This window comes from Variovorax paradoxus EPS (assembly GCF_000184745.1).
GTDB classification, from domain to species: domain Bacteria; phylum Pseudomonadota; class Gammaproteobacteria; order Burkholderiales; family Burkholderiaceae_C; genus Variovorax; species Variovorax paradoxus_C.
Window position 1 is genome coordinate 2,368,250 of record NC_014931.1, and the last position, 23,708, is coordinate 2,391,957.

At 66.8% G+C, this 23,708-nt stretch carries 23 protein-coding genes; 15 read left to right on the top strand and 8 right to left on the bottom strand.

Annotated elements, in window-relative coordinates; translation table 11 throughout:
* Positions 1-78 precede the first annotated feature (78 nt).
* From dapA to VARPA_RS10960, 4 genes are read right to left on the bottom strand one after another with little or no spacing between them, the layout of a single operon-like run.
* Entirely contained in the window at positions 79-1,005 is a 927-nt protein-coding gene (gene dapA / locus VARPA_RS10950) for a 4-hydroxy-tetrahydrodipicolinate synthase (RefSeq protein WP_373424068.1), read from the bottom strand.
* 43 nt (positions 1,006-1,048) lie between these two features.
* Positions 1,049-1,618, bottom strand: a complete 570-nt coding sequence (locus VARPA_RS10955; RefSeq protein WP_013540623.1) for a class I SAM-dependent methyltransferase — start codon at positions 1,616-1,618, stop codon at positions 1,049-1,051.
* 16 nt (positions 1,619-1,634) lie between these two features.
* Positions 1,635-1,775, bottom strand: coding sequence for a hypothetical protein (locus tag VARPA_RS31345; RefSeq protein WP_013540624.1), 141 nt, complete (start codon positions 1,773-1,775; stop codon positions 1,635-1,637).
* 23 nt (positions 1,776-1,798) lie between these two features.
* Positions 1,799-3,022: an MFS transporter gene (locus VARPA_RS10960; protein WP_041943511.1), complete on the bottom strand. Its 1,224-nt coding sequence runs from the start codon at positions 3,020-3,022 to the stop codon at positions 1,799-1,801.
* A 155-nt stretch (positions 3,023-3,177) separates the two neighbouring features.
* Between VARPA_RS10960 and VARPA_RS10965 the strand changes: the two genes are divergently transcribed.
* Genes VARPA_RS10965 through VARPA_RS10980 form a run of 4 tightly spaced genes read left to right on the top strand, consistent with a single transcriptional unit; the run spans position 3,178 to position 8,735 of the window.
* A complete protein-coding gene (locus VARPA_RS10965; protein ID WP_013540626.1) occupies positions 3,178-5,166 on the top strand; it encodes a DNA topoisomerase IV subunit B in 1,989 nt (662 codons plus the stop codon).
* Between the two features lie 23 nt (positions 5,167-5,189).
* On the top strand, positions 5,190-6,116 hold the full coding sequence (locus tag VARPA_RS10970) for a lytic transglycosylase domain-containing protein (RefSeq protein WP_013540627.1): 927 nt from the start codon (positions 5,190-5,192) through the stop codon (positions 6,114-6,116).
* 34 nt (positions 6,117-6,150) lie between these two features.
* A complete protein-coding gene (gene parC / locus VARPA_RS10975) occupies positions 6,151-8,544 on the top strand; it encodes a DNA topoisomerase IV subunit A (protein WP_013540628.1) in 2,394 nt (797 codons plus the stop codon).
* Positions 8,544-8,735: a hypothetical protein gene (locus tag VARPA_RS10980; protein WP_013540629.1), complete on the top strand. Its 192-nt coding sequence runs from the start codon at positions 8,544-8,546 to the stop codon at positions 8,733-8,735. The genes parC and VARPA_RS10980 overlap by 1 nt, the downstream gene beginning before the upstream one ends.
* Positions 8,736-8,756: 21 nt before the next feature.
* On the opposite strand, the gene VARPA_RS10985 is transcribed toward VARPA_RS10980, so the two are convergent.
* A complete protein-coding gene (locus VARPA_RS10985) occupies positions 8,757-9,878 on the bottom strand; it encodes an MBL fold metallo-hydrolase (protein WP_013540630.1) in 1,122 nt (373 codons plus the stop codon).
* Positions 9,879-10,098: 220 nt separating this feature from the next.
* Between VARPA_RS10985 and VARPA_RS10990 the strand changes: the two genes are divergently transcribed.
* From VARPA_RS10990 to VARPA_RS11000, 3 genes are read left to right on the top strand one after another with little or no spacing between them, the layout of a single operon-like run.
* Entirely contained in the window at positions 10,099-11,688 is a 1,590-nt protein-coding gene (locus tag VARPA_RS10990; RefSeq protein WP_013540631.1) for an esterase/lipase family protein, read from the top strand.
* 40 nt (positions 11,689-11,728) lie between these two features.
* Positions 11,729-12,142, top strand: a complete 414-nt coding sequence (locus VARPA_RS10995; RefSeq protein WP_013540632.1) for a hypothetical protein — start codon at positions 11,729-11,731, stop codon at positions 12,140-12,142.
* 8 nt (positions 12,143-12,150) lie between these two features.
* Positions 12,151-12,687 carry a cysteine hydrolase family protein gene (locus VARPA_RS11000; protein WP_013540633.1) on the top strand — a complete coding sequence of 179 codons (537 nt, stop codon included), beginning with the start codon at positions 12,151-12,153 and terminating at the stop codon, positions 12,685-12,687.
* Between the two features lie 3 nt (positions 12,688-12,690).
* Here the strand turns inward: VARPA_RS11000 and VARPA_RS11005 are convergent, their stop codons facing one another.
* Together VARPA_RS11005 and VARPA_RS11010 are read right to left on the bottom strand one after the other, a co-directional pair.
* Entirely contained in the window at positions 12,691-13,428 is a 738-nt protein-coding gene (locus VARPA_RS11005) for a metallophosphoesterase family protein (protein WP_013540634.1), read from the bottom strand.
* Between the two features lie 9 nt (positions 13,429-13,437).
* The gene (locus VARPA_RS11010) at positions 13,438-15,141 is read right to left on the bottom strand and encodes a hypothetical protein (protein ID WP_041942855.1); all 1,704 of its coding nucleotides are present in this window, start codon (positions 15,139-15,141) and stop codon (positions 13,438-13,440) included.
* A gap of 133 nt (positions 15,142-15,274) precedes the next feature.
* Here VARPA_RS11010 and VARPA_RS11015 point away from each other — a divergent pair, with 133 nt between their 5' ends.
* Genes VARPA_RS11015 through VARPA_RS11050 form a run of 8 tightly spaced genes read left to right on the top strand, consistent with a single transcriptional unit; the run spans position 15,275 to position 22,041 of the window.
* On the top strand, positions 15,275-15,946 hold the full coding sequence (locus VARPA_RS11015) for an amino acid ABC transporter permease (RefSeq protein WP_013540636.1): 672 nt from the start codon (positions 15,275-15,277) through the stop codon (positions 15,944-15,946).
* 24 nt (positions 15,947-15,970) lie between these two features.
* Positions 15,971-16,624 carry an amino acid ABC transporter permease gene (locus VARPA_RS11020; RefSeq protein ID WP_013540637.1) on the top strand — a complete coding sequence of 218 codons (654 nt, stop codon included), beginning with the start codon at positions 15,971-15,973 and terminating at the stop codon, positions 16,622-16,624.
* A 52-nt stretch (positions 16,625-16,676) separates the two neighbouring features.
* Positions 16,677-17,474 carry a transporter substrate-binding domain-containing protein gene (locus tag VARPA_RS11025; RefSeq protein WP_013540638.1) on the top strand — a complete coding sequence of 266 codons (798 nt, stop codon included), beginning with the start codon at positions 16,677-16,679 and terminating at the stop codon, positions 17,472-17,474.
* Positions 17,475-17,501: 27 nt separating this feature from the next.
* Positions 17,502-18,257: an amino acid ABC transporter ATP-binding protein gene (locus VARPA_RS11030; protein WP_013540639.1), complete on the top strand. Its 756-nt coding sequence runs from the start codon at positions 17,502-17,504 to the stop codon at positions 18,255-18,257.
* A 10-nt stretch (positions 18,258-18,267) separates the two neighbouring features.
* Positions 18,268-19,011 (top strand): sugar phosphate isomerase/epimerase family protein, encoded by a 744-nt coding sequence (locus VARPA_RS11035; protein ID WP_013540640.1) that lies wholly within the window; start codon positions 18,268-18,270, stop codon positions 19,009-19,011.
* 10 nt (positions 19,012-19,021) lie between these two features.
* Positions 19,022-19,975, top strand: a complete 954-nt coding sequence (locus VARPA_RS11040) for a sugar kinase (RefSeq protein ID WP_013540641.1) — start codon at positions 19,022-19,024, stop codon at positions 19,973-19,975.
* A 5-nt stretch (positions 19,976-19,980) separates the two neighbouring features.
* Positions 19,981-20,964 carry a 2-hydroxyacid dehydrogenase gene (locus VARPA_RS11045; RefSeq protein ID WP_013540642.1) on the top strand — a complete coding sequence of 328 codons (984 nt, stop codon included), beginning with the start codon at positions 19,981-19,983 and terminating at the stop codon, positions 20,962-20,964.
* Positions 20,965-21,015: 51 nt separating this feature from the next.
* Positions 21,016-22,041 (top strand): LacI family DNA-binding transcriptional regulator, encoded by a 1,026-nt coding sequence (locus tag VARPA_RS11050; protein WP_013540643.1) that lies wholly within the window; start codon positions 21,016-21,018, stop codon positions 22,039-22,041.
* Here VARPA_RS11050 and VARPA_RS11055 read toward each other — a convergent pair.
* Positions 21,941-23,674 (bottom strand): GMC family oxidoreductase, encoded by a 1,734-nt coding sequence (locus VARPA_RS11055; protein ID WP_013540644.1) that lies wholly within the window; start codon positions 23,672-23,674, stop codon positions 21,941-21,943. The two genes, VARPA_RS11050 and VARPA_RS11055, sit on opposite strands and share 101 nt — an antisense overlap.
* Positions 23,675-23,708: the final 34 nt, after the last annotated feature.

Sequence of the window (23,708 nt, forward strand, 5' to 3'; positions counted from 1 at the left end):
GCACGGTTCGGGCAAAAGGTTGCTTAACCTTGTTGCGGCCAGGGAAAAAGCGGATCGCAGGCGTATTGGGGGATTGGCTCAGTTCTTGAGCAGGCCGGTGGCGCGCAGGGCGCCCTCGACCGCCGGACGGCTGGCTTCGCCGAGTTCGGTGAGCGGCAGCCTGAGGGCGCCGCCGCACAGGCCGAGCCGGGCCATGGCCCACTTGAGCGGAATCGGATTGGGTTCGACGAACAGGTTGCGGTGCAGCGGCATGAGTTCGAACTGGATCTGCATCGCGCGCTTCACGTCGCCGGCGATGGCGGCCACGCACAGTTCATGCATCTTGCGCGGCGCGATGTTGGCCGTGACGCTGATGTTGCCCTGGCCGCCGCACAGCATGAGCGCAACGGCGGTCGGGTCGTCGCCGGAATACACGGCAAAGTTCTTGGGCACATCGCGAATGAGCCATTGGGCGCGTTCGATGTTGCCGGTGGCTTCCTTGATGCCGATGATGCCGGGCACCTGCGCGAGACGCAGCACCGTGTCGTGCGCCATATCGGCGACGGTGCGGCCGGGCACGTTGTACAGCACGATGGGCAAGTCGCCCACGGCCTCGGCGATGGCCTTGAAGTGCTGGTACTGGCCCTCTTGCGTGGGCTTGTTGTAGTAAGGAACGACCTGCAATTGCGAATCGGCGCCAACGCCCTTGGCGAACTTGGCCAACTCGATGGCTTCCTTGGTCGAATTGGCGCCGCAGCCGGCCATCACGGGCACGCGGCCCTTGGCTTGCTCGACCGAGACGCGGATGATTTCGCAGTGCTCTTCGACATCGACCGTCGGCGATTCGCCGGTGGTGCCGACCACGCCAAGGCAGTCGGTGCCTTCGTCGATGTGCCAGTCGATGAGTCGCCGCAGGGCGGGGTAGTCGACACTGCCGTCGTCGTGCATCGGCGTGACGAGCGCGACGATGCTGCCTGTCAGTTGCTCCAAGGGGGAATCTCTTTGTCGGTGGACGAAAGCGCCGATTCTACTTACTCCGGGCACCGCCGAGGCAGCGGGACCGGCCCCCTCAGTTTCCCTTAAGCAGGGCACGCAGCGGATGGTCCCCGAGGGGCGCGGGCGCACGGATGGCGGCAATACGCTGCACGAAGCGCGCGGGTTCGGGGAGGAACCCGTCTTCGTAAGCCACCACGCGCAAGTCCGCGCATGCCGCAAGCAGCTCGCCGGGCTGCAGCAGGAAGTCGGCCCGCGACGGCTTGCCCACCGTTTCGTTGCCGGCGGCGAAGGTTTCGTAGAGCAGCACGCCGCCAGGGGCCACGGCCGCCGCGATGTCGGCCATGCGGGGGCGCCACAGGTAATTGGTGACGACCACTGCGCCGAAGGTCTGGCCGGTGAAGGGCCAGGGGCCTGATTCGATGTCGGCCGTAATCGCCTGTCCGAAGGCGCCGGCTGGCTCGGTCGCTTCCGGTGACCGGTCGACGCCTGCGACGGGATGCCCGCGCCCGGCAAACCACTGCATGTGCCGGCCTGCGCCGCAGGCCACATCGAGCACCGTGGCATCGGCGGCCAGCAGGTGCGACCAGCGCACGATCCATTCCGAAGGCGTGCCCGTGCCGTGCAATGGCGCTACATCTTTCATAGCAATTCAGCCTGCTTCAGAAACACGACCACACCTGGTCGACGAGCGTCACCAGAAACGCCGGGTGGGCGTAGAGCATGAACACGCCCCCCAGCGCCGCCAGCACGGCCGCGAGCCAGCCGGCGTGTGCGAGGTGATGGCGCATCTGCGGAGTCATGGCCTGATTGTGTCTGCCCGCAATCAACCTGGTACGGCCGCCGGCCGCGCCGCGCGGGCGATGGCGTGCTCCTTGACCGGCAGGTTGATCAGCGCCGCGAACACGCCCAGCGCAATCGCGATGTACCAGACGATGTCGTAGCTGCCCGTCGTGTCGTACAGGTAGCCGCCGAGCCACACGCCCAGGAACGAGCCGACCTGGTGGCTCAGGAACACGAAGCCGCTGAGCATCGAAAGATGCGCCACCCCGAAGATGCCCGCCACGATCGCATTCGTCGCGGGCACCGTCGAGAGCCAGAGGAAGCCCATCGCCGCCGAGAAGACATACACGCTCATCGGCGAGATCGGCGCGATCAGGAACAGCGCGATAGAGATTGCTCGCGCGAAGTAGATCGCCGCGAGGATCTTGCGCTTGGCCAGCGTCTGCCCCAGCAGGCCGACCGTGTAGGTGCCGAACACATTGAAGAGCCCGATCAGCGCCAGCGCGTAGCCGGCGACATCGGCCGACAGGCTCCGGTCGCGCAGGTACGTCGGCATGTGGATGCCGATGAAGGCCAGTTGGAAGCCGCAGACGAAATAGCCCGCCATCAGGAGGCCGAAGCTCGGATAGCGGAAGGCTTCGCCCACCGCCTGCAGCACCGACTGGTCGCGGTGCCCGGCGAGCGCCGCCGTCTTCGGCTCGCGCAGGCCGAAGGCCAGCGGCACGATCACCAGAACCAGCACCGCGAGCACGGCCAAGGCGGTCTGCCAGCCGAACTGGCCGATCAGGCGTCCCTCGATCGGCGCCATCAGGAACTGGCCGAACGAGCCGGCCGCCGCGGCCACGCCCATCGCCCAGGAGCGCCGCTCGGCCGGAATCTGCCGCCCGATCACGCCGTAGATCACCGCGTAGGTCGTGCCCGCCTGCGCCGCGCCGATCAGCACGCCTGCGCTCAGTGTGAACAGCAGCGGCGTTGGCGAATGCGCCATGCCCAGCAGCCCCAGCCCGTAGAAGATCGCACCGCCGATCAGCACCCGGAACGCCCCGAAGCGGTCGGCCAGCATGCCGGCGAACACGCCGAAGATGCCCCAGGAGAGGTTCTGGATCGCGAGCGCGAAGGAGAAGGTCTGCCGACTCCAGTCCTGCGCCTGCGTGATCGGCTGCAGCCAGAGGCCGAAGCCGTGGCGGATGCCCATCGAGAGCGTGACGATCATGGCGCCGCAGAACAGCACCTGCTTGATCGAGAGAGTGGGCGTGGAGGCTTGCATGCCGTCGAATGTAGCCATTTGCGTGCTGTGGCAGGCGGGCGGGCGGCTTCAGCCATTGATGATTTATCGGGGCCGTTTCAATGCGCATCCGGCATCAAAGCGCCTGCTGTATGGGTATCCAGTTGTTTTGCGGCGACTGACTACAATCCGCCCCCATGGCGACTCCTCCCAAGACAACCTCAGACTCCGCTTCCGGCTACTCGGAAGGCTCCATCCGCGTGCTCAAGGGCCTCGAGCCCGTCAAGCAGCGCCCGGGCATGTACACCCGGACCGACAACCCCCTGCACATCATCCAGGAAGTGCTCGACAACGCCGCCGACGAGGCGCTGGCCGGCTACGGCAAGAAGATCAAGGTCACGCTGCATGCCGACAACTCGGTGAGCATCGAAGACGACGGCCGCGGCATTCCGTTCGGCCTGCATCCCGAGGAAAAGGCCCCCGTGGTCGAGCTGGTGTTCACCCGCCTGCATGCCGGCGGCAAGTTCGACAAGGGCTCCGGCGGCGCCTACAGCTTCTCGGGCGGCCTGCACGGCGTGGGCGTGTCGGTGACCAATGCGCTCTCGAAGCGGCTCGAAGTCACCTCCCACCGCGAAGGCTCGATCGCCAGGTTGGCCTTCAGCGCCGGCGACGTGATCGAGGCGCTCGAAATCCGCAAGCTCGAAGCCGGCGAGCGCAAGCAAGGCACCACCGTGCGCGCCTGGCCCGACGCCAAATACTTCGAGACCGCCGCGCTCCCGATGAGCGAGCTCACCCACCTGCTGCGCAGCAAGGCCGTGCTGATGCCCGGCGTGAGCGTCACGCTCACGGTCGAGAAGACCAAGGAAACGCAGCAGTGGCTCTACAAGGGCGGTCTCAGCGACTACCTCATGCAGACGCTCAACGGCGACCCGGTGATCCCGCTCTTCGAGGGCAGCGGCCATGCCGACAAGAACGCCGACAACTTCGCCGAAGGCGAGGGCGCCGACTGGTGCGTAGCCTTTACCGAAGACGGCCAGCCGGTGCGCGAGAGCTACGTCAACCTGATTCCCACCAGCGCCGGCGGCACCCACGAAAGCGGCCTTCGCGACGGCCTCTTCACCGCGGTGAAGGGCTTCATCGAGCTGCATTCGCTGCTGCCCAAGGGCGTGAAGCTGTTGCCCGAAGACGTGTTCGCGCGCGCTTCGTATGTACTGAGCGCCAAGGTGCTCGATCCGCAGTTCCAGGGCCAGATCAAGGAGCGGCTGAATTCGCGCGACGCGGTGCGGCTGGTGTCGAGCTTCGTGCGCCCCGCGCTCGAACTCTGGCTCAACCAGCACGTCGACTACGGCAAGAAGCTCGCCGAACTCGCCATCAAGGCCGCACAGACCCGCCAGCGCGCCGGCCAGAAGGTCGAGAAGCGCAAGGGCTCCGGCGTGGCCGTACTGCCGGGCAAACTGACCGACTGCGAGAGCAAGGACATCAGCCACAACGAGGTCTTCCTGGTCGAGGGCGACTCCGCCGGCGGCAGCGCCAAGATGGGGCGCGACAAGGAAAGCCAGGCCATCCTGCCGCTGCGCGGCAAGGTGCTCAACACCTGGGAAGTCGAGCGCGACCGGCTCTTCGCCAACACCGAAATCCACGACATCTCGGTGGCCGTGGGCGTCGATCCGCACGGCCCCAACGACACGCCCGACATGAGCGGCCTGCGCTACGGAAAGATCTGCATCCTCTCCGATGCCGATGTGGACGGCTCGCACATCCAGGTGCTGCTGCTCACGCTGTTCTTCCGTCACTTTCCGAAACTCATCGAAACCGGCCACGTGTATGTCGCGAAGCCGCCGCTGTTCCGGGTCGATGCGCCTGCGCGTGGCAAGAAGCCGGCCTCCAAGGTCTATGCGCTCGACGAGGGCGAACTGACCGCCACGCTCGACAAGCTGCGTAAGGATGGCGTGCGCGAAGGCGCCTGGAGCATCAGCCGCTTCAAGGGCCTGGGCGAGATGAGCGCGGAACAATTGTGGGAAACCACGCTCAATCCCGATACCCGGCGCCTGATGCAGGTGCAGCTGGGACGCTTCGACTTCACATCTACCCAAGGCGAGATCACCAAGCTCATGGGCAAGGGCGAAGCGGCCGCCCGGCGCGAGTTGATGGAACTGCGCGCCGACGACGTCGACATCGATGTTTGACCCCCGTGACCCTCACAGATTTCATGCGTCCGTTGCTGTTGGCTTTGCTGCTGTGCTTGCAGCAGGGAATGGCGCACGCCGCTGACATCTACGGCTACATCGACAGCAAAGGCGTCGCGCACTTCGCCGCCGAGAAGGTCGACGAGCGCTACCAGATCTTCTTTCGCGGCGGCCAGAGCTTCGACACCGCGCAGGGCATCTCGCCGCTCTCGCGCAGCGGGCGCAAGTTCGACGGCAAGGTGCCGCCGGCGTCGCAGAGCCTGCTGGCGCTCTTCGAGGCCTCGCCCAGCTACAAGACCGCCAAGGCGGCGCTGCGCGATGCCTCGAACAAGCATTCGATCGACTACGAACTGCTGCAGGCGCTGATCGCCACCGAATCGGGCTTCGACGCGCAGGCCGTCTCGCCCAAAGGCGCGATGGGCCTCATGCAGCTCATGCCCGCGACCGCGCAGCGCTACGGCGTTGCGGCGGACAAGCGCACGAGCATCGAGAAGAAGCTGTTCGACCCCCGCATCAACATCGCCGCCGGTTCCCGCTACCTGCGCGACCTGATCGCGATGTTCCCTGGGCAGATCGAACTGGCCCTCGCCGCCTACAACGCGGGCGAAGGGGCGGTGCAGCGCGCGGGCAACAAGATCCCGAACTACAAGGAAACGCAGAACTACGTGCAGACAGTGCTGCAGCTCTACGCGTACCTGAAGCCCGGCGCGACCGGGGGGCGCATCGGTGGCGGCGGCAAGTCGCCTGGCCGCATCCGCATGGAAATGGGCGGTGCCGTCGGCCGCGGCAACATGCCGCCCGACCGGCCCTGGCTGCCGGCTGCTTCGCCTGCCACCAAGCCTGCCGCGCCCGTTCTGCCGGAAGCGGCCGACGTGCCGACATCCCCCTACATGCCCGAAGTGCCGGTCTCGTCAATGACGGGCGCGCCTTCGGTGGCCATGTCCGAATAAACAAGCAACAAAAATCTTCCGGAAACGACAGACGATGGATTCCCAACCTCCGCTCGACCTAGGCGGCCCGACCGACGGCGACACCACCCTCACGCTGGCCGACTACGCACAGACCGCCTACCTCGAATACGCGCTCAGCGTCGTCAAGGGCCGGGCGCTGCCCGATGTGTCCGACGGCCAGAAGCCGGTGCAGCGGCGCATCCTGTACTCGATGTCGCGCATGGGCCTGGGCTTCGGCGGCACCAACGGCACCGTGGGCGCCAAGCCAGTCAAGAGCGCGCGCGTGGTCGGCGACGTGCTCGGCCGCTTCCACCCCCACAGCGACCAGGCCGCCTACGACGCGCTGGTGCGCATGGCGCAAGACTTCTCGCAGCGCTACCCGCTGGTCGACGGCCAGGGCAACTTCGGCAGCCGCGACGGCGACGGCGCCGCGGCCATGCGCTACACCGAGGCGCGGCTTGCCCGCATCACCAGCCTCTTGCTCGACGAGATCGACGAAGGCACGGTCGATTTCATTCCCAACTACGACGGCAGCACCGAAGAGCCGCGCCTCCTGCCCGCGCGGTTGCCGTTCACGCTGCTGAACGGCGCGAGCGGCATCGCCGTGGGTTTGGCCACCGAAATCCCGAGCCACAACCTGCGCGAGATCGCCGACGCCTGCGTCGCGCTGATCAAGTCGAACGGCAAGCTGAGCGAAGAAGAGCTCTTCGCCATCGTGCCCGGCCCCGACTACCCGGGCGGCGCACAGATCATCAGCGGCGCCAGCGACATCGCCGACGCCTACCGCACCGGCCGCGGCTCGCTCAAGGTGCGCGCGCGCTGGAAGATCGAAGACCTCGCGCGCGGCCAATGGCAGCTCGTCGTCAACGAACTGCCGCCGGGCGTGAGCACGCAGAAGGTGCTCGAGGAAATCGAGGAAATCACCAACCCGAAGGTCAAGGCCGGCAAGAAGGCGCTCTCGGCCGAGCAGACGCAGCTGAAGGCCGCGATGCTGTCTGTGCTCGACGTGGTGCGCGACGAATCGAGCAAGGACGCCGCCGTGCGCCTGGTGTTCGAGCCCAAGACCTCGCGCATCAGCCAGGAAGAATTCATCACGACGCTGCTCGCGCAGACCTCGCTCGAAACCTCTTCGCCGATCAACCTCACGATGGTCGGCATCGACGGCAAGCCCACGCAGAAGTCGCTGCGCCAGATGCTCAACGAGTGGATTGCGTTCCGCGAGATCACCGTCGAGAAGCGCTCGCGGCATCGCCTGAACAAGGTGCTGGAGCGCATCCACATCCTCGAGGGCCGGCAGCTGGTGCTGCTGAACATCGACGAGGTGATCGCGATCATCCGCGCGGCGGAAGATCCGAAGGCGGCGCTCATCGCGCGCTTCAATCTCAGCGAACGGCAGGCCGAGGACATTCTTGAAATCCGCCTGCGCCAACTCGCGCGGCTCGAAGCCATCAAGATCGAACAGGAGCTCAAGGGCCTGCGCGAAGAGCAGAAGAAGCTCGAAGACATCCTCGGCAGCCCCGCCACGCTGCGCCGCCTGCTGATCAAGGAAATCGAAGCCGACGCCAAGACCTTCGAAGATCCGCGCCGCACGCTGATCCAGGCCGAGAAGCGTGCCGTCGCCGAAGTGAAGGTGGTCGACGAGCCCGTGACCGTGATCGTGTCGCAGAAGGGCTGGGTCCGCGCGCAGAAGGGCTGGGCAAGCGAGAAGGCCGCCGGCAACGGAGGCGCTGCGCCCGAGTACAGCTTCAAGTCGGGCGACACGCTCTATGGCGCCTTCGAATGCCGCAGCGTTGACACGCTGCTGGTCTTCGGCTCCTCCAAGGACAAGAGCGTGCGCGTCTACACCGTGCCCGTGGCCTCTCTGCCCGGCGCGCGCGGCGACGGCCAGCCCGTCACCACGCTCATCGAGCTCGATGCCGGCACGCACGTCACGCATTTCTTCGCGGGCCCCGTGGGCGCTAGCGTGCTTCTGGCCAACACCGGCGGCTACGGTTTCATCGCGACGGTCGAGAACATGATGTCGCGCCAGCGCGGCGGCAAGGCCTTCATCGACGTGGGCGAGGGCGAACAGCTCTGCCGCCCCTCGCTGGTGGGCGGCGCGAGCGGTGCCGAGCCGATGCCGGCTGCCACGCACGTGGCTTGCGCCTCGACCGGCGGCCGCATCCTGACCTTCGACATCGCCGAGCTCAAGAGCCTGCCCAAGGGCGGTCGCGGCCTCACGCTGATCGACCTGGAGCCCAAGGACACCCTCGCGGGCGCCGCGGCCTACACGCGCAGCGTGAAGATCGAAGGCATCGGCCGCGGCGGCAAGGAGCGCGACGAGACGCTGGAGATCCGCACCCTCAACAACGCGCGCGGCACCCGAGCGCGCAAGGGCAAGGCGGCCGACCTGGGCTTCAAGCCGGCCAGCATCGTGCGGGTGCTGTGATGGGCGGCATCGACATCAGCGTCATCGGCCTGTTCATCGCGGTGGTCACCGGCCTCGCCAGCTTCCTGGTGGGCCGGCACTTCCGGATGAAGCGGGCGGCCAAGCGGCGCGAGAAGGATCGCGCCGCGGCGCAGGCCATCGAGACCCGGCAGGTGCGCCGGGCGCGCGAGCGGCGCGAAGGCGGCAGGTAGGCCGGGCGTGCAGGCGAGGGGCTACCGCAGCCCCTGCCACCACCGCGTATTCGTCCGTGCCTGCCCCACCGTCACCACTTCGCCGATCACCGGCGTCGCCAGCTCGATCTTCTTGGTTTCCGTGAGGCTTGCGATGCGGTCCAGCGGGTCGTGCCAGGTGTGGAACGAAAGATCGAAGGTGCTGTTGTGCACCGAGAAGAACACCTTGCCGCGCAGGTCCTCGAAGGCCTGCACGCTTTGTTCGGGCGTCATGTGCACGCCGGGCCAGTAGGCGTCGTAGGCGCCGTTTTCCATCAGCGCGAGGTCGAAGCCGCCGAAGCGGTCGCCGATCTGCTTGAAGCCCTGGAAGTAGCCCGAGTCCCCACTGTAGAAGATGCGCTGCTCGCCGCTCTGCACCACCCATGAGGCCCACAGCGTGCGCCCGCGGTCGGAGAGCGTGCGGCCCGAGAAATGCTGGGCCGGCGTGGCGGTGAGCTTCACGCCGTCGTGCTCGGCGTCTTGCCACCAGTCGAGTTCGGTCACGCGGTCGGCGGGCACGCCCATCACCACCAGCCGCGAGCGCACGCCCAGCGGCACGAAATAGCGCTTCACGCTCTTGGCGAGGTATTCGATGGTCGCCACGTCGAGGTGGTCGTAGTGGTCGTGCGAGAGGATCACGCCTTCGATGGGCGGCAACTGCTGCAGCGTGAGCGGCGGCTTGTGAAAGCGCTTCGGCCCGGCCCACTGCACGGGCGAGGCGCGCTCGCTGAACACCGGGTCGATCAGCCAGTACTTGCCCTGCAGCTTGAGCAGGTGCGACGAGTGGCCCAGGCGCACCACGTGGTTGGCCTTGGCGTCGAGCGCGTCCAGGTCCTTCGCACTGATCTCGCGCACCGGAATCGCATCGACCGGCACCGTATCGACCTTGCTGCCGACGATGAAGCGCGACCAGATGCGCCAGGCGCTGGCCGAGGGCTTCTCGTCGGGGTTGGCCATGTTCTGGAACACGCCGTCCCGGAACTGCGGCGAGTTCTCGTAGCGCGTTTCACCGCCACCGGCGGCACTGCAGCCCGCGACGAAGGCGCAGCCGGCTGCGGCGAGCGCCGTGCCCCGGCGCAGGAGTTGGGGCAGGTAGGACCCCTGCGAAGCCGATTCGTCAGCCATGGAAAGAACCTCTGGACGTGTGTTTGTGGTGAGGCGCGAGACTATCCCGGGCGGATGTTTCAATGGTTTCAGCGACAGAAACATTCGGCGGGCAAGGGAATTTCAAGACAGGCGCGCCATGCCCAGCCAAGCCCGTCCGTAGGCCATGCGCCCTATGGCACGCACCGCTTCGGCGCGGCACACTCGTGGCCTTCATGGGCCAGGAGAAGGTGATACAAAAATGAGCGGCAACCGCTATCCCATCATCTACGTGCGTGGCTACGCCATGACCGAATCCGAGCGCGACGAGACCGCGGCCGATCCGTTCTGCGGCTTCAACGTGGGCTCCACGGTCTACCGCGCCACCGTCAAGAAAGACGCGCCCGCGCAGAAGTTCGTCTTCGAGTCGCCGGTGGTGCGCCTCCTGGCCGACTTCCAGTACCAGAGCGTCTATCAAAACGGCCTGGACATCCTGGACGACGATTGGAAGCCTTCGCCCGACGCCACCGGCAAGGACGTGGACGGCATCCCCTCCGCCTCGGTCATCATCTACCGCTACTACGACACCGGCTCCGAGTTGCTGGGTGACGGCAAGGCGCGCAACATCAAGTTCTACGCGCAGGGTTTGAGCAAGCTGATCCTGCGGGTGCGCGACCTCGTGGGGCAGCGCGAGGGGGCCGCCGCGGCAGCCGACTTCCGCTGCTACCTCGTGGCGCATTCGATGGGTGGGCTGGTGGTGCGTGCCTTCCTGCAGAACCCGGCGCTGGGCGACGCTGCGGCGCGGGCCTGCGTCGACAAGGTGTTCACCTATGCCACGCCGCACAACGGCATCGACATGGGCGGCGTCAACATCCCGGCCTGGCTCACGGCCAACGAGATGAACACCTTCAATCGCGAGAAGATGTCCGAGTTCCTCGCCACGCCCGCCATCGACGGCCGCATGGACTACCTGCCGGCCTCGGCCTTCCCGGCCGAGCGCTTCTTCTGCATGGTCGGCTCCAACCGCGGCGACTACGAAACCGCCAAGGGGCTCTCGCGCATGTTCGCGGGTCACGGCAGCGACGGGCTGGTGCGCATCGAGAACGCCTCGCTCTGGTCCATCGACGCGAACAAGAAGACGCAGCCCGTGGCCACGGCCTACGCCTTTCGTTCGCACTCGGGCTACTTCGGCATCGTCAACTCCGAGGAGGCGTACCAGAACCTCGTGCGCTTTCTCTTCGGCGATGTGCGCGTCGACCTCTGGTTCGACGTCGACGGCGTGACCCTGCCGCCCGATCTGCCCAAGGACGCCGACATCGATGCGCTCTACCAGGTCGAACTGCTGGCCGCGCCGCGTGGCAAGCGCTGGTACCTGAGCCGGCGCGTGGCAGAGGAAGACTCGCCCGCCTGCCGCACCCACAAGGAGCTGACCGATGCGAAGAAGCCCGAGCGCCGCTCGATCTATCTCTCGACCGTGTTCCTGGCCAACAAGGCCCGCGTCAACCAGGACCGCCCGACGCTCGCCTACGCCATGACGCTGGGCGTGCGCGTGCCCGACTACCAGGTGAACAAGAAGTTCTGGCTCGATGGGCACTACGAGGGAAGTTCGCTCTTCCGCGACACGCTCGTCATCGAGATCGCACCGCCCCGGCCCGACGACCCGGCGCAGAACTGGAACCTCAAGTACGGCTGGCAGACCGACACGGCAGGGCAGGCGTCGCTGCCGATCAGTCCGAAGCAGCTGGCCGGCGGCAAGCTGCAGTTCATCGTGCCGCTCTCCAGCCTCGGTGCCGCGGCGGCGGCGCCCGGCATCTCCGGCAAGGTGCGGCTGGAAGTGAGCGCCTGGAGTTGAGGTCGCGAACCCGACGGTGGGCCCCACAATCGCACCTCACATGCATTACCTCCTCTTCGTCGGCGCGCTCATCTTCTTCGCGTTCATGACGCCGCTCAAGCTCGCTGTCGCGGTCTGCGCGCTGGTGCTGTTCGTGACGGTGGTGGTGAAGGTCTCGGCGCAGGTCGTGGCGGGCGTGTCGCCGAGCCTGGGCGAATCGTTCAAGTCGGTGTTCTATGCATCCCTGCTGGTGGCGCTGGTGTTGCTGGCCTACATGAGCTTCTCCAGCGGAACCGGCATTCACCATGTCGAGGGGCTGCCCGCGATCGCGGTGATGGCGGGGCTGTTCGTGGCCTACACGCTGGGTTTCCAGATCGGCATCGGCACCTCGTTCGGTGCCAGCGCGGTCGTTGCAATCATCTCCACTCTCTTGTCCGGTGCCATCCTCTGGTCGGTCAAGGGCATTGCCTTCTAACCAGCACCATGAAAACTGCAGTTCTCGTCATCGATGTGCAACGCGGCCTTTGCGACGACCCGCCGCGACCGCACGAGGCCGGGGAAGTGATCGAGCGCATCAACGCGCTCACCGTGCGGGCCCGCGCGGCTGGCGCACCGGTGGCCTTCATCCAGCACGAGAACGCGGTCGACCTGGAATTCGATTCCGAACGCTGGCAGCTTGCCGATGCGCTGCAGGTCGATGCGGCCGACACCCGGATCCGCAAGACCACACCCGACTCGTTCCTGCGCACGCCGCTCGAAGCGTGGCTGATGGGACAGGGCGTGCGGCGTGTGGTGGTCTGCGGCTACTCGTCGGAGTTTTGCGTGGACACCACCGTCCGCCGCGCGGCCGCACTGGGCTACGAAGTGGTGCTCGCGGCCGATGCGCACACCTCGCACGACAAGCCGCATGCCACCGGCGCCTTCATCCGCGCGCACCACAACGCGACGCTGGCGGACATCACGAGCTTCGGCGTGCGCATCAGCGCGGTCGACAGCGCAAGGATCGCGTTGAGCGATTGATTCTCAGGGCATGCGCCCTGTCTTGAGCGCATGGGCCCAGTCCGGCCGCCCGTTTTCGAGGGCAAGTTTCGCCATCGCCGTGTGGTCGTACGGAACGGCGATGAGCCTGGCGGTCCAGTCGCCGTCGCGCTGCTCGACGATGGCGTAACGCGCATGGGGAGAGCCGGTTTCGACGGCGTGCGGATAGGGATGGATGTCGTCGTAGGCCGGCAGGCCGACGCTGCCTGGGTTGACGATCAGTTGTCCGCCGGAGGCACGCGCCACGCGCGGCACATGCGTGTGCCCGCAGGCGATCAATGCCGCATCGACATCGCCGAGCCGCGCATCGATCTCCGCCTGCGTGGCCGCGCGGAAGACGCCGGGCGTAACGGTCTCCAGGAAGTATTCGAGATCGCTAGCCGGCGTGCCGTGGCAGAGCATCACGTCCGCGCTAAGGCGGTGCGTGTGCCCAAGCGATGCCATCCAATCGAACTCCTTCGCACCGAGCCGTGCGTGCGCGAATGCATCGGATGCGCCGCGTCGATCCGCGGGAACGGTGAGCAGTTGGCGCTCGTGGTTTCCGGCAAGCTGAACCCAGTCCTGCGCCATCAGAAAGCGTGCGGTCTCCAGCGGCATAAGCGGACCTGAGAGGCTGTCGCCCAGGTTGACGATGGCGTCCACGCCTCGGCGCTCGATGTCCTCGACCATGGCTTCGAGCGCGGGGAGGTTTCCGTGGATGTCGGAGACAAGGGCGATGCGCATCGGCAGACTCTAATCCGCCCCAGGTCGCCACACCCGCGCCAGCGCAGCCAGCTTTCCGCGAAACCCTAGCCTGTCGTTCGACAGCGCATCGATGAAGTCCGACAGCCGCTGCGACTTCACCATCGTGTAGATCGTGAGCCAAGTCGTCGCAACGAACACCACGCCGAACCAGAGCGCCTTGCGCCACAGCGGCGCATCGGCTTCAGCCAGCAGGTTCATGCCGAGGAAGCCGGTGGTGACGGTGCCGATCAGCCCGAACAGCGTGACCACCGTGAGCCGCACGACGGTGCTCGCTTGCCGGCGCAGGCTGTCGGCATCGAGGTAGTTGTTCATGTCGGCGATGCGTGCCTTGACTTCGTCGTACAGCGGATCGAGCCCGAGGTGCGCTGCGCACATGTGCGAGAGCGCGCGCACCTGCGCCTGCTCGGAGATCTCGTGAAACCAGTAGCGGTGCGTGAAGCGCAGGAACCGCTCGAAGCTCGAACGGATCGCGCGCTTGAACTGCTTCACGCTCGGGGTGCTGCGGATGTCCAGCCGCTTGAGCGCCTCGACCAGCTGGTCCGAGAACATCAAGAGCGATGCCTTCTGGAAATGCGCAATGAGGAACAGCAGGAAGTGCTGGTGCCTGAACTGCGCGAGCACGCCACGGTCGCGGCAGCAGAAGAACTCGGAGTGCGCATCGCCCACCACGACCAGCGCGTGGCCGTTGCACAGGTAGCGCGTGTTGGGTGCGGCGCCCGCGTCGACCCAGAAGCGGTCGTAGCAGTACTTGTGCTCGAAGTCCGCGAGGTGGTGGTCGGCGTAGGGCAGGTGGGCATCGGTCGTGCCCGCGCCCGTGACCAGCGCGAGGCGCACGAAGTCGTCGCGCGTGAGGCGGCGCGGATCATCCATCGAGAGGTACGCCATCACCGGCATGCGGTAGTACTCGATCTGCCGGTAGCGCAGCGTGCCGGAGTCTTCCGAATGGTCGCTGACCAGCGGCTGCATCAGGTAGGCCCAGTGCGAGGAGATGCGCGGTGCGCGGTGCTGGGCCACGTGCGAGAGAAAGCTTTCGCGCTGCTGCGCATCGGAACTCGCGAGCACACGGCCGTCGGCGCCAAGCCATTCGACACTCGCCATGCAATGCAGCGCGGAGCCGTCGGGCTCCCAGCCCGAGGGGTAGGCGCGGCCGAAGCGGTAGAGGATGTCCTGCGCCTCTGCGAGGCTGATGTTGTTCACGCCGACTTCGAGGTTGAGCAGCACCACGTCGATGTCGAAGAAGAAGTAGAGGTCGCAGTGCACCACGTCGAGCGTGATCGGCGCATCGCCGGGCTGCGACACCACGCGCACCGCCTTGATGTCGTGGCGGCGAAAGATGCGCATCGGCGAATCGCCATCGGTGCCGGAAGCAGAGTCATCGCCCTTGTTGCGCGAGCGCCCTTCGCCGTACAGGAAGCGCTGCACATAGGGCAGGAAGCTCACGAACTCGTTGTAGTGCCGCTCGTGGAAGCGGCTGCTGTCGCCGGTGTATTCGTCGACCTCTTCGCGCCAGGGCGAGGCATCGCCCATGTCGCGCAGCACTTGCCAGGGGCCGTGGTGCGTGGGCTTGGCATCGGGCGAGGGCATCAGCCGAAGGGGCCAGAGCAGTGCCTGCCTGAAATGCTGAACAACGGGCGCACCCGAGACAGGTGCATGAGCCTCTGTGGGCCGCGCGGCTGCGTGTGGGTTCAGCATCGCTCAGTGTAGGCAGAAGGTAGGTCAAAACGCCCACCTAGGGGAATCCCTAGTCAATCCTGAAACCGGTTTCATATAAGCTGCAAGCATTCTTTTGGAGGCCTGCGCACGGCCCTGCCGTGTACGCCGAACCATGAACTACCAGTTTCAATTCGACGCCGTTTTCGCCGCCTGGCCGCTGCTGCTCAAGGGCACGTGGATCACGGTCCAGCTCTCGCTCATCGCGACGGTGCTGGGCCTTGTGGTCGCGATTTTCTGCGCCTGGGGCAAGACCTCGGGACCGGGGTGGCTGCGCTTCATCGTCAACGCGTACATCGAGGTGATCCGCAACACGCCGTTCCTCGTGCAGCTGTTCTTTTTCTTCTTTGCGCTGCCGGCCATCGGGCTGCGCTGGTCGCCGCAGACGGCCGCGCTGGTGGCGATGGTGGTGAACCTGGGCGCGTATGCGACCGAGATCATCCGCGCGGGCATCGAGTCGATTCCCAAGGGGCAGATCGAAGCGGGCAGGGCGCTCAACCTCAAACCCTGGGAGATCTTCCGCTTCGTCATCATCAAGCCCGCGCTCAAGGCGATCTACCCGGCGCTCACGAGCCAGTTCATCTTGCTGATGCTGAGCTCGGCGGTGGTGTCGGTCATCTCGGCGGACGACCTGACCTCGGTGGCCGCCAACCTGCAGTCGCAGACCTTCCGCAGCTTCGAGATCTACATCGTGGTGGCCGCCATCTACCTGGCGCTGGCGCTGGCCTTCTCGGCGATGTTCAAGCTGATCTACAAGCGCACGCTCAACTATCCGGACCGCCGGTAACGCAGCTGCACGGAAGACAACATCATGCGTACCTTCGGCTTTCCCGAATTCCTTTTCATCCTCGAAGCGGCCCAGTGGACGCTGGCGCTGTCGGCCATCGCCTTCGTCGGCGGTGCGATCCTGGGGTTGATCATCGCGCTCATGCGCACCTCCGATTCGACCTGGGCGCGCAACGCGTCGATGGTCTTCATCCAGGTGTTCCAGGGCACGCCGCTGCTGCTGCAGCTCTTCCTGATCTTCTTCGGCGCGCCGGTGCTGGGGCTGGACATCAACCCGTGGATCGCCGCGGGCGTGGCGCTCATCCTGAACAGCGCGGCCTTTCTCGGCGAGATCTGGCGCGGCTGCATCGAAGCCATTCCGCGCGGCCAATGGGAAGCGGCCGAGGCGCTGAGCCTCAAGTACGGCGCACGCATGCGCGACGTGGTGCTGCCGCAGGCCTTCAAGATTGCGCTCGCCCCCACGGTGGGGTATCTGGTGCAGATCATCAAGGGCACGTCGCTCGCGGCCATCATCGGCTTCACCGAGATCACCCGCGCGGGCCAGATCATCAACAACGCCACCTTCCAGCCGCTCATCGTGTTCTCGGTGGTGGCGGCGATCTACTTCGTGATCTGCTGGCCCCTGTCGCTGCTGGCTGCACGCATGGAGCGCAAGCGCGCTCGCGCCCTCGCACGCTGACCGGTTTTCGTTTTTCTCGTCGCTTCCTTTCTTTATTCAGGAGACACAACCCATGACCCGTACCTCTACCCGCCGCGCCGCACTGGCAGCCCTTGGCCTCGGCGCCGCACTGACCGTGTTCGCGCCTTTCGCCTCGGCGCAGAGCGTGGCCGACATCAAGAAGAAGGGCGAGATCACCATCGGCATGCTGGTCGACTTTCCGCCCTACGGCACCACCGACGCGAAGAACCAGCCCGACGGCTACGACGCCGACGTGGCCAAGCTCCTGGCCAAGGACTGGGGCGTGAAGGCCAACATCGTGCCGGTGACCGGCCCGAACCGCATTCCCTTCCTGCTGACCAACAAGGTCGACCTCCTGGTCGCTTCGCTGGCCGTGACCCCCGAGCGCGCGAAGCAGGTGCAGTTCTCGCAGCCCTACGCGGCCGCGACCATCGTGCTGTACGGCGCGACCAAGACCCCCATCAAGGCAGCGACCGACCTGAAGGGCCTGCGCGTGGGCGTGGCCCGTGCGTCCACGCAAGACGTGGCCGTGACCAAGGCCGCACCCGAAGGCACCGAGATCCGCCGCTTCGACGACGACGCCTCGGCCATGCAGGCGCTGATCTCGGGTCAGGTCGATGCGATCGGCTGCTCGGTCACCGTGGCCGCGCAGATCGCCAAGCGCGTGCCCGCCGGCACCTACGAAAACAAATTCACGCTGGTGCAGCAGTCGATGGGCATCGCGATGCGCCCGGGCCAGGAAGAGCTGACCAAGGCGGTGAACGAGTTCGTGCAGAAGAACACCGCCAATGGCGAGCTGAACAAGCTGTACCAGAAGTGGCTGCAGGCCGACCTGCCCAAGATGCAATAAGCCAAAGCGCTTGAAGGAATCCCTGGCATGACGACGGAATCGATCATCCGCATGGAAGCGGTCAACAAGTGGTACGGTGAATTCCAGGTGTTGACCGGCATCGACCTGTCGGTGCGCCAGGGCGAGCGCATCGTGATCTGCGGCCCTTCGGGCTCGGGCAAGTCGACGCTCATCCGTTGCATCAACCGGCTGGAGACGGTGCAGAAGGGCCGCATCGTGGTCGATGGCATCGACCTCACGGCCGGCGGCAAGAACGTGGACGCGGTGCGCGCCGAAGTCGGCATGGTGTTCCAGCAGTTCAACCTGTTCCCGCACCTCACCATCCTGCAGAACTGCACGCTCGCGCCGATGCGTTCGCGCGGCATGACCAAGGCGCAGGCCGAAGAGGTGGCGATGAAGTACCTCACCCGCGTGCGCATTCCCGAGCAGGCGAACAAGTACCCGAGCCAGCTCTCGGGCGGCCAGCAGCAGCGCGTGGCGATTGCGCGTGCGTTGTGCATGGCGCCCAAGATCATGCTGTTCGACGAGCCCACCTCGGCGCTCGACCCCGAGATGGTCAAGGAAGTGCTCGACACCATGATCGGCCTGGCCGAAGACGGCATGACCATGCTGTGCGTGACGCACGAGATGGGCTTTGCCCGCAGCGTGGCCGACCGCGTGATCTTCATGGCCGAAGGCAAGATCGTCGAACAGGCACCGCCCGAAGAATTCTTCGGCAACCCGAAGGACGAGCGCACGCGCCAGTTCCTCGGCCAGATTCTCAGTTCCCACCAAGCCCACTGATCGCCCACCGATGTCCTTCGAGGTCCTGATTTCTCTGTCGTCCTTCGGCGCGGCCGAGGTGGGGCGGCACGGCCAGCTCTGGTGCTCGCAGCTTGCGCGCGCCGCTGGCGCCGATTCGGTGGAAGTGCGCGGCGAGATGCTGCGCGATGCGGAGGCCGAGCTGCCTGCGCTCAAAGGTCTTGCTTCCGTGTACTCCAGCCCCGAGGGGTTGTGGGCCGAGGGCGGCTGGCTCGACAGCGCGGCCCTCAAGCGTGGCATCGCCGCCGCCACGCGCGTCGGTGCGAAGCGGCTCAAGATGTCCATCGGCGATTTCCAGGCGTCTTCGCATGGCTCGCTCTGGGGCTTGAAAGTGGAGCTTGCCGAGACCCGCGTCGAGCTGCTGATCGAGAACGACCAGACCGTGCGCGCCGGCACGCTGCCCGCATTGCAGGCCTTCTTCGATGCAGCCGACCGCGCCGGCATTTCGCTCGGCATGACCTTCGACATGGGCAACTGGCACTGGCTCGGCGAATGCCCACTGCAGGCGGCACAGGCGCTCGGCCACCGCGTGCGCTATGTGCACTGCAAGGGCGCGCAGCGCCTGCCGCACAAATGGGTGGCGGTGCCGCTCGGCGATTCGGTCGCGCCGTGGCGCGCGGTGTTGCGCGCCTTGCCCGCCGACGTGCCCCACGCCATGGAATACCCTCTGGTGGGCGACGACCTGCTGGCCGTCACCCGCTCGCAAATCGACTTCATCCGCGCCGCACGGGCGTAGAACCCAACACATGCCAGAACCCACCGCTTTCGATGTCGCCCTGTTCGGCGAGGCCATGATGCTGCTCGTGGCGGACCGGCCCGGGCCGCTGGAGGACGCACAGTCGTTCCACAAGCGCACCGCCGGTGCCGAGACCAACGTGGCCATCGGCCTCTCGCGGCTGGGCCTCAAGGTGGGCTGGGCGAGCCGCCTGGGCACCGACTCGATGGCGCGCGCGCTGCTCGCGACGATGAAGGGCGAGGGCATCGACTGCTCGCACGTCATCTGCGACCCGACGCAGCGCACCGGCTTCCAGTTCAAGGGCCGCGTCACCGACGGCAGCGACCCGCCGGTCGAATACCACCGGAAGGGCTCGGCCGCGAGCCAGATGGGTCCGGCCGATATCGACGAGGGCTGGCTGCGCTCGGCGCGCCATCTGCATGCCACCGGCGTGTTCGCGGCGATTTCCGAGACCAGCCTGCAGGCCGCGCTCAAGACCATGGACGTGATGCGCGCCGCAGGCCGCACCATCTCGTTCGATACCAACCTGCGCCCTACGCTGTGGTCTTCCACCGAGACGATGCGCCACTGGATCAACGAACTCGCCTCGCGTGCCGACTGGGTGCTGCCCGGCATCGAGGAAGGGCTGCTGCTCACCGGCCACAGCGAGCCCGAGGCCGTCGCACGTTTCTATCGCGAGCGCGGCGCAAAGCTGGTGGTCGTCAAGCTCGGCGCCGAGGGCGCCTACTACGACAGCGACGTGGCCGGCACCGGCCGCGTCGAAGGCTTCCCGGTGAAGGAAGTGATCGACACCGTGGGCGCAGGCGACGGCTTCGCGGCCGGCGTGGTGAGCGCCTTGCTCGAAGGTAAGAGCGTGCCCGAGGCGGTGCGCCGCGGCGCCTGGATCGGCGCCCGCGCGGTGCAGGTGCTGGGCGATACCGAAGGCCTGCCGACGCGGGTCGAACTTGAAGAAGCAGGACTCTGAAGACCATGACACAGCAAAAGAACGTGCTTGTTTTCCGGCCCTTGCCCGAAGACCAACTCGCGCGCCTGCAGGCCGCACACCACGTCACCGTGGCCGATCCGCGCAAGGAGCCCGACGCCTTCGCCGCCGCGCTCGCCACCGCGAACGGCCTGATCGGATCTAGCCACACAGTCGATGCCGCGCTGCTCGACGCGGCGCCCAAGCTCGAGGTGATTTCGAGCGTGTCGGTGGGCGTCGACAACTACCCGCTCGCCGAGCTGCACAAGCGTGGCATCGTGCTGTGCCACACGCCCGACGTGCTCACCGAGACCGTGGCCGACACGGTGTTCGCGATCCTCATGGCGACCCAGCGCCGCGTCGTCGAGCTCTCGAACCTCGTGCGCGACGGCCGCTGGAACAAGAACATCGGCGAAGAACTCTTCGGCACCGACGTGCACGGCAAGACGCTGGGCATCCTGGGCTTCGGCCGCATCGGCCAGGCCGTGGCGCGGCGCGCGGCGCTGGGCTTCGGCATGCCGGTGCTCTATCACTCGCGCCGCCCGGTCGACCTGGCCACGCAAGCGCCCGAGCTGCAAGGCCGCGCCACGCACACACCGCTGGACGATCTGCTCGCGCGCGCCGACATCGTGCTTGCGATGCTGCCGCTGACCGATGCCACGCGCGGCATGATCGACACCGCCTTTTTCGCGCGCATGAAGCGGGGCGCATCGTTCATCAATGGTGGACGCGGCGCCACGGTGAACGAAGAGGCACTGCTCCACGCCCTGGACCACGGCACGCTGCGCGCCGCCGGCCTCGATGTGTTCGCGAAGGAGCCGCTGCCGGCCGATTCGCCGCTGCGCACGCACCCGCGCGTGACGCCGCTGCCGCACATCGGCTCGGCCACGCACGAGACACGCCATGCGATGGCCGAACTCGCGACGACCAACCTGCTGCAGGTGCTGGCCGGCGAGAAGCCGACGGCGCCTTACGACACCACGGCCGCATGAAGACTCTGTCTTGCTCCCTCTCCCCAAGGGGAGAGGGAGCGAGACCGACGCATGAAGCCCACAGGCCGCGCCACCATCGCCGATGTCGCCGAAGCGGCGGGCGTTTCCAAGGCCACTGTCTCGCGCTTCCTGAACCACCGCGAGCGATTGCTCAGCCCCGATATCGCCGCCCGCGTCGAGGTGGCAATTGCGGCACTGGCCTATTCGCCGAGCCCGATGGCACAGGCGTTGAGCCATGGCCGCTCGCGGCTCATCGGCCTGATCGTGGCAGACATCACCAACCCGTATTCGGTCGCGGTGCTGCGCGGTGCCGAGAAGGCCTGCCAGGACGCCGGCTACCTCGTGATGCTGTTCAACCTCGGCAACGAGAGCGAACGTGAGCGCGAGGCGATCGATGCGCTCGCGGGCTACCAGGTCGACGGCTTCATCCTCAACACGCTGGGCCGCGGCAGCAACGTGGTCGATGCGGTCACGCTGCACGGCAAGCCCGCGGTGCTGGTGGACCGGCGCCACACTGGCATGCACACCGACTTCGTCTCTCTCGACAACCACGCGGCGATGCAGGCCACTTGCGGACATCTGCTCGAAGGCGGTTACCGCGAACTGCTCTACGTCACCGAGCCGCAGAAGGGTGTGAGCTCGCGGCGCGAGCGCACGGCCGCGTTCGGCGCCTGCGTGGCCGCGCACGAGCCGCGCGTGGCGGGCGAGGTGTTCGAATCGGTCGAAGGTGAGAGCGATGCGCTCGACGCGGCGCTGATCGCCTTGCGCAAGCGCGCCAAGCGCGGTCGCCGTGCCGCCGTGGTTGCTGGCAACGCCGTGGTCACGCTGCGCGTCGCGCAGGCCATGGCGCGCCTGGGCCTGCAGTTCGGCGATGACCTGGGCTTCGTGGGCTTCGACGATCCCGAATGGGCCTCGCTGATCGGCCCCGGCCTGAGCACCGTGGCACAGCCCACCGACGCCATCGGCCGCACCGCCGCTACATGCCTGATCGAGCGGTTGCGGGGGCTGGACTCAGCACCGCGCCAACTGCTGCTTCCAGGGGAACTGATGGTGCGGGGATCGTCGCAGGCGCTCTAGCGTCCACTACCGCGCGGTCGAACGTGATCGGCCCGCGCATCCAATCCGCCGCACGCTCGGCGATCATGATCGTCGGCGCATTGGTGTTGCCGCCGATCAGCGTCGGCATCACCGAGGCGTCGACCACGCGCAGGTTCTCGATGCCGTGCACGCGCAGTTGCGCGTCGACCACCGCCATCGCATCCACGCCCATCTTGCAGGTGCCCACCGGGTGGTAGATGGTGTCGGCGCGCGCGCGGATGTGCTGCGTGAGTTCTTCGTCGGTGTGCGCATCGGCCGTGTAGACCTCGCGGTGTCGGTACTTCTGGAGCGCCGGTGCGCGCAGGATCTCGCGCATCTTCTTCACGCCCTGCAGCAGCAGCGCCATGTCTTCGGCATCGGACAGAAACCGCGGGTCGATGCGCGGCGCCGACAGGGGGTTCGAATCGTTCAGCCGCACATCGCCCCGGCCCTTGGGGCGCAGCACGCACACGTGGCATGAGAAGCCGAAGCCCATGTGCAGCTTGCGCGCATGGTCGTCGGTGATCGCGATCACGAAGTGCAGCTGCAGGTCGGGCCGGCGCAACTCGGGCGACGACTTGATGAAGGCGCCGCCTTCGGCAAAGGGCGTCGCGACGAGGCCCTTGCCGCTCTTGCGCCACTCGAAGATCGCCTTCATCAGCTTCAACCCGGCTTTCACGCCGATGCCGAAGAGGTCGATGTCCTTCGAGGTGTAGGCGAGGATGAAATCGGTGTGGTCCTGCAGGTTCTGCCCGACGCCCGGCAGCGCATGCCGCACAGCGATGCCGTGGCGGCCCAGCTCTGCCGGGTCGCCGATGCCCGAGAGCATCAGCAGCTGCGGCGAGTTGAAGGCGCCGCCGCACAGCGCCACTTCGCGATGGGCGCGAATGACTTCGGTGCTGCCACCGCGCCGCACTTCCACGCCGGTCGCGCGCTTGCCGTCGAGCACCACGCGCAGGGCCTGTGCGCCGGTCAGCACCTTGAGGTTTGGGCGCGCATGCATCACCGGATGCAGGTACGCCGCGGCGGCCGAGCAGCGCTCGCCGTTCTTCGTGCCGCCATGGAACTGCGTGACCTGGTAGAGGCCCGCGCCTTCCTGCTCGGCGCCGTTGAAATCGTCGTTGCGCGGAATACCGCATTCCGCAGCCGCGCGAATGAAGTCTTCAGTGATCGGTCGGGGGCTCTGCTGCTCGGAGACCTGCAGCGGCCCGCCCGCGCCGTGCAGCGCGCTCTCGCCGCGCTCGTTGCCCTCGGCGCGCTTGAAGTACGGCAGCACCTCGTCGAACGACCAGCCCTCGCAGCCGGCGCGCGCCCAGTCGTCGTAGTCGTCGCGATGGCCGCGCACGTAGAGCATGGCGTTGATCGCGCTCGATCCGCCGAGGCCGCGCCCGCGCGGCTGGTAGCCGCTGCGTCCGCCGAGGGCTGGCTGCGGCACGGTCTTGTAGGCGTAGTTGTTGATGGGCGGACGTCCCGGAAGCATCGCCACGGTGGCGGCGGGTGCCCGCACCAGGATGCCGCGGCCGTCCCCACCGGCTTCGATCAGGCAGACCGTCACGCCTGGGTCTTCGCTGAGGCGGGAGGCCAGCGTGGCGCCGCCGGAGCCGCCGCCCACGATCACGTAGTCGAATTCCATGGCGCTTGTCTTCCTTTTGTTGTGCGTCCAGTCG

Bases quoted from the DNA above. Each gene is read 5' to 3' on its own strand.
- VARPA_RS11040 (WP_013540641.1), top strand. From the start codon at position 19,022: ATGCCAGAACCCACCGCTTTCGATGTCGCCCTGTTCGGCGAGGCCATG.
- VARPA_RS11050 (WP_013540643.1), top strand. From the start codon at position 21,016: ATGAAGCCCACAGGCCGCGCCACCATCGCCGATGTCGCCGAAGCGGCG.
- VARPA_RS10995 (WP_013540632.1), top strand. From the start codon at position 11,729: ATGCATTACCTCCTCTTCGTCGGCGCGCTCATCTTCTTCGCGTTCATG.
- VARPA_RS11010 (WP_041942855.1), bottom strand. From the start codon at position 15,141: ATGCTGAACCCACACGCAGCCGCGCGGCCCACAGAGGCTCATGCACCT.
- VARPA_RS10960 (WP_041943511.1), bottom strand. From the start codon at position 3,022: ATGCAAGCCTCCACGCCCACTCTCTCGATCAAGCAGGTGCTGTTCTGC.
- VARPA_RS10970 (WP_013540627.1), top strand. From the start codon at position 5,190: ATGCGTCCGTTGCTGTTGGCTTTGCTGCTGTGCTTGCAGCAGGGAATG.
- VARPA_RS10955 (WP_013540623.1), bottom strand. From the start codon at position 1,618: ATGAAAGATGTAGCGCCATTGCACGGCACGGGCACGCCTTCGGAATGG.
- VARPA_RS11055 (WP_013540644.1), bottom strand. From the start codon at position 23,674: ATGGAATTCGACTACGTGATCGTGGGCGGCGGCTCCGGCGGCGCCACG.
- VARPA_RS11015 (WP_013540636.1), top strand. From the start codon at position 15,275: ATGAACTACCAGTTTCAATTCGACGCCGTTTTCGCCGCCTGGCCGCTG.
- VARPA_RS11005 (WP_013540634.1), bottom strand. From the start codon at position 13,428: ATGCGCATCGCCCTTGTCTCCGACATCCACGGAAACCTCCCCGCGCTC.
- VARPA_RS10980 (WP_013540629.1), top strand. From the start codon at position 8,544: ATGGGCGGCATCGACATCAGCGTCATCGGCCTGTTCATCGCGGTGGTC.
- VARPA_RS11020 (WP_013540637.1), top strand. From the start codon at position 15,971: ATGCGTACCTTCGGCTTTCCCGAATTCCTTTTCATCCTCGAAGCGGCC.
- VARPA_RS31345 (WP_013540624.1), bottom strand. From the start codon at position 1,775: ATGACTCCGCAGATGCGCCATCACCTCGCACACGCCGGCTGGCTCGCG.
- parC (WP_013540628.1), top strand. From the start codon at position 6,151: ATGGATTCCCAACCTCCGCTCGACCTAGGCGGCCCGACCGACGGCGAC.
- VARPA_RS11045 (WP_013540642.1), top strand. From the start codon at position 19,981: ATGACACAGCAAAAGAACGTGCTTGTTTTCCGGCCCTTGCCCGAAGAC.
- VARPA_RS11025 (WP_013540638.1), top strand. From the start codon at position 16,677: ATGACCCGTACCTCTACCCGCCGCGCCGCACTGGCAGCCCTTGGCCTC.
- VARPA_RS11035 (WP_013540640.1), top strand. From the start codon at position 18,268: ATGTCCTTCGAGGTCCTGATTTCTCTGTCGTCCTTCGGCGCGGCCGAG.
- VARPA_RS11030 (WP_013540639.1), top strand. From the start codon at position 17,502: ATGACGACGGAATCGATCATCCGCATGGAAGCGGTCAACAAGTGGTAC.
- VARPA_RS11000 (WP_013540633.1), top strand. From the start codon at position 12,151: ATGAAAACTGCAGTTCTCGTCATCGATGTGCAACGCGGCCTTTGCGAC.
- VARPA_RS10990 (WP_013540631.1), top strand. From the start codon at position 10,099: ATGAGCGGCAACCGCTATCCCATCATCTACGTGCGTGGCTACGCCATG.
- VARPA_RS10985 (WP_013540630.1), bottom strand. From the start codon at position 9,878: ATGGCTGACGAATCGGCTTCGCAGGGGTCCTACCTGCCCCAACTCCTG.
- VARPA_RS10965 (WP_013540626.1), top strand. From the start codon at position 3,178: ATGGCGACTCCTCCCAAGACAACCTCAGACTCCGCTTCCGGCTACTCG.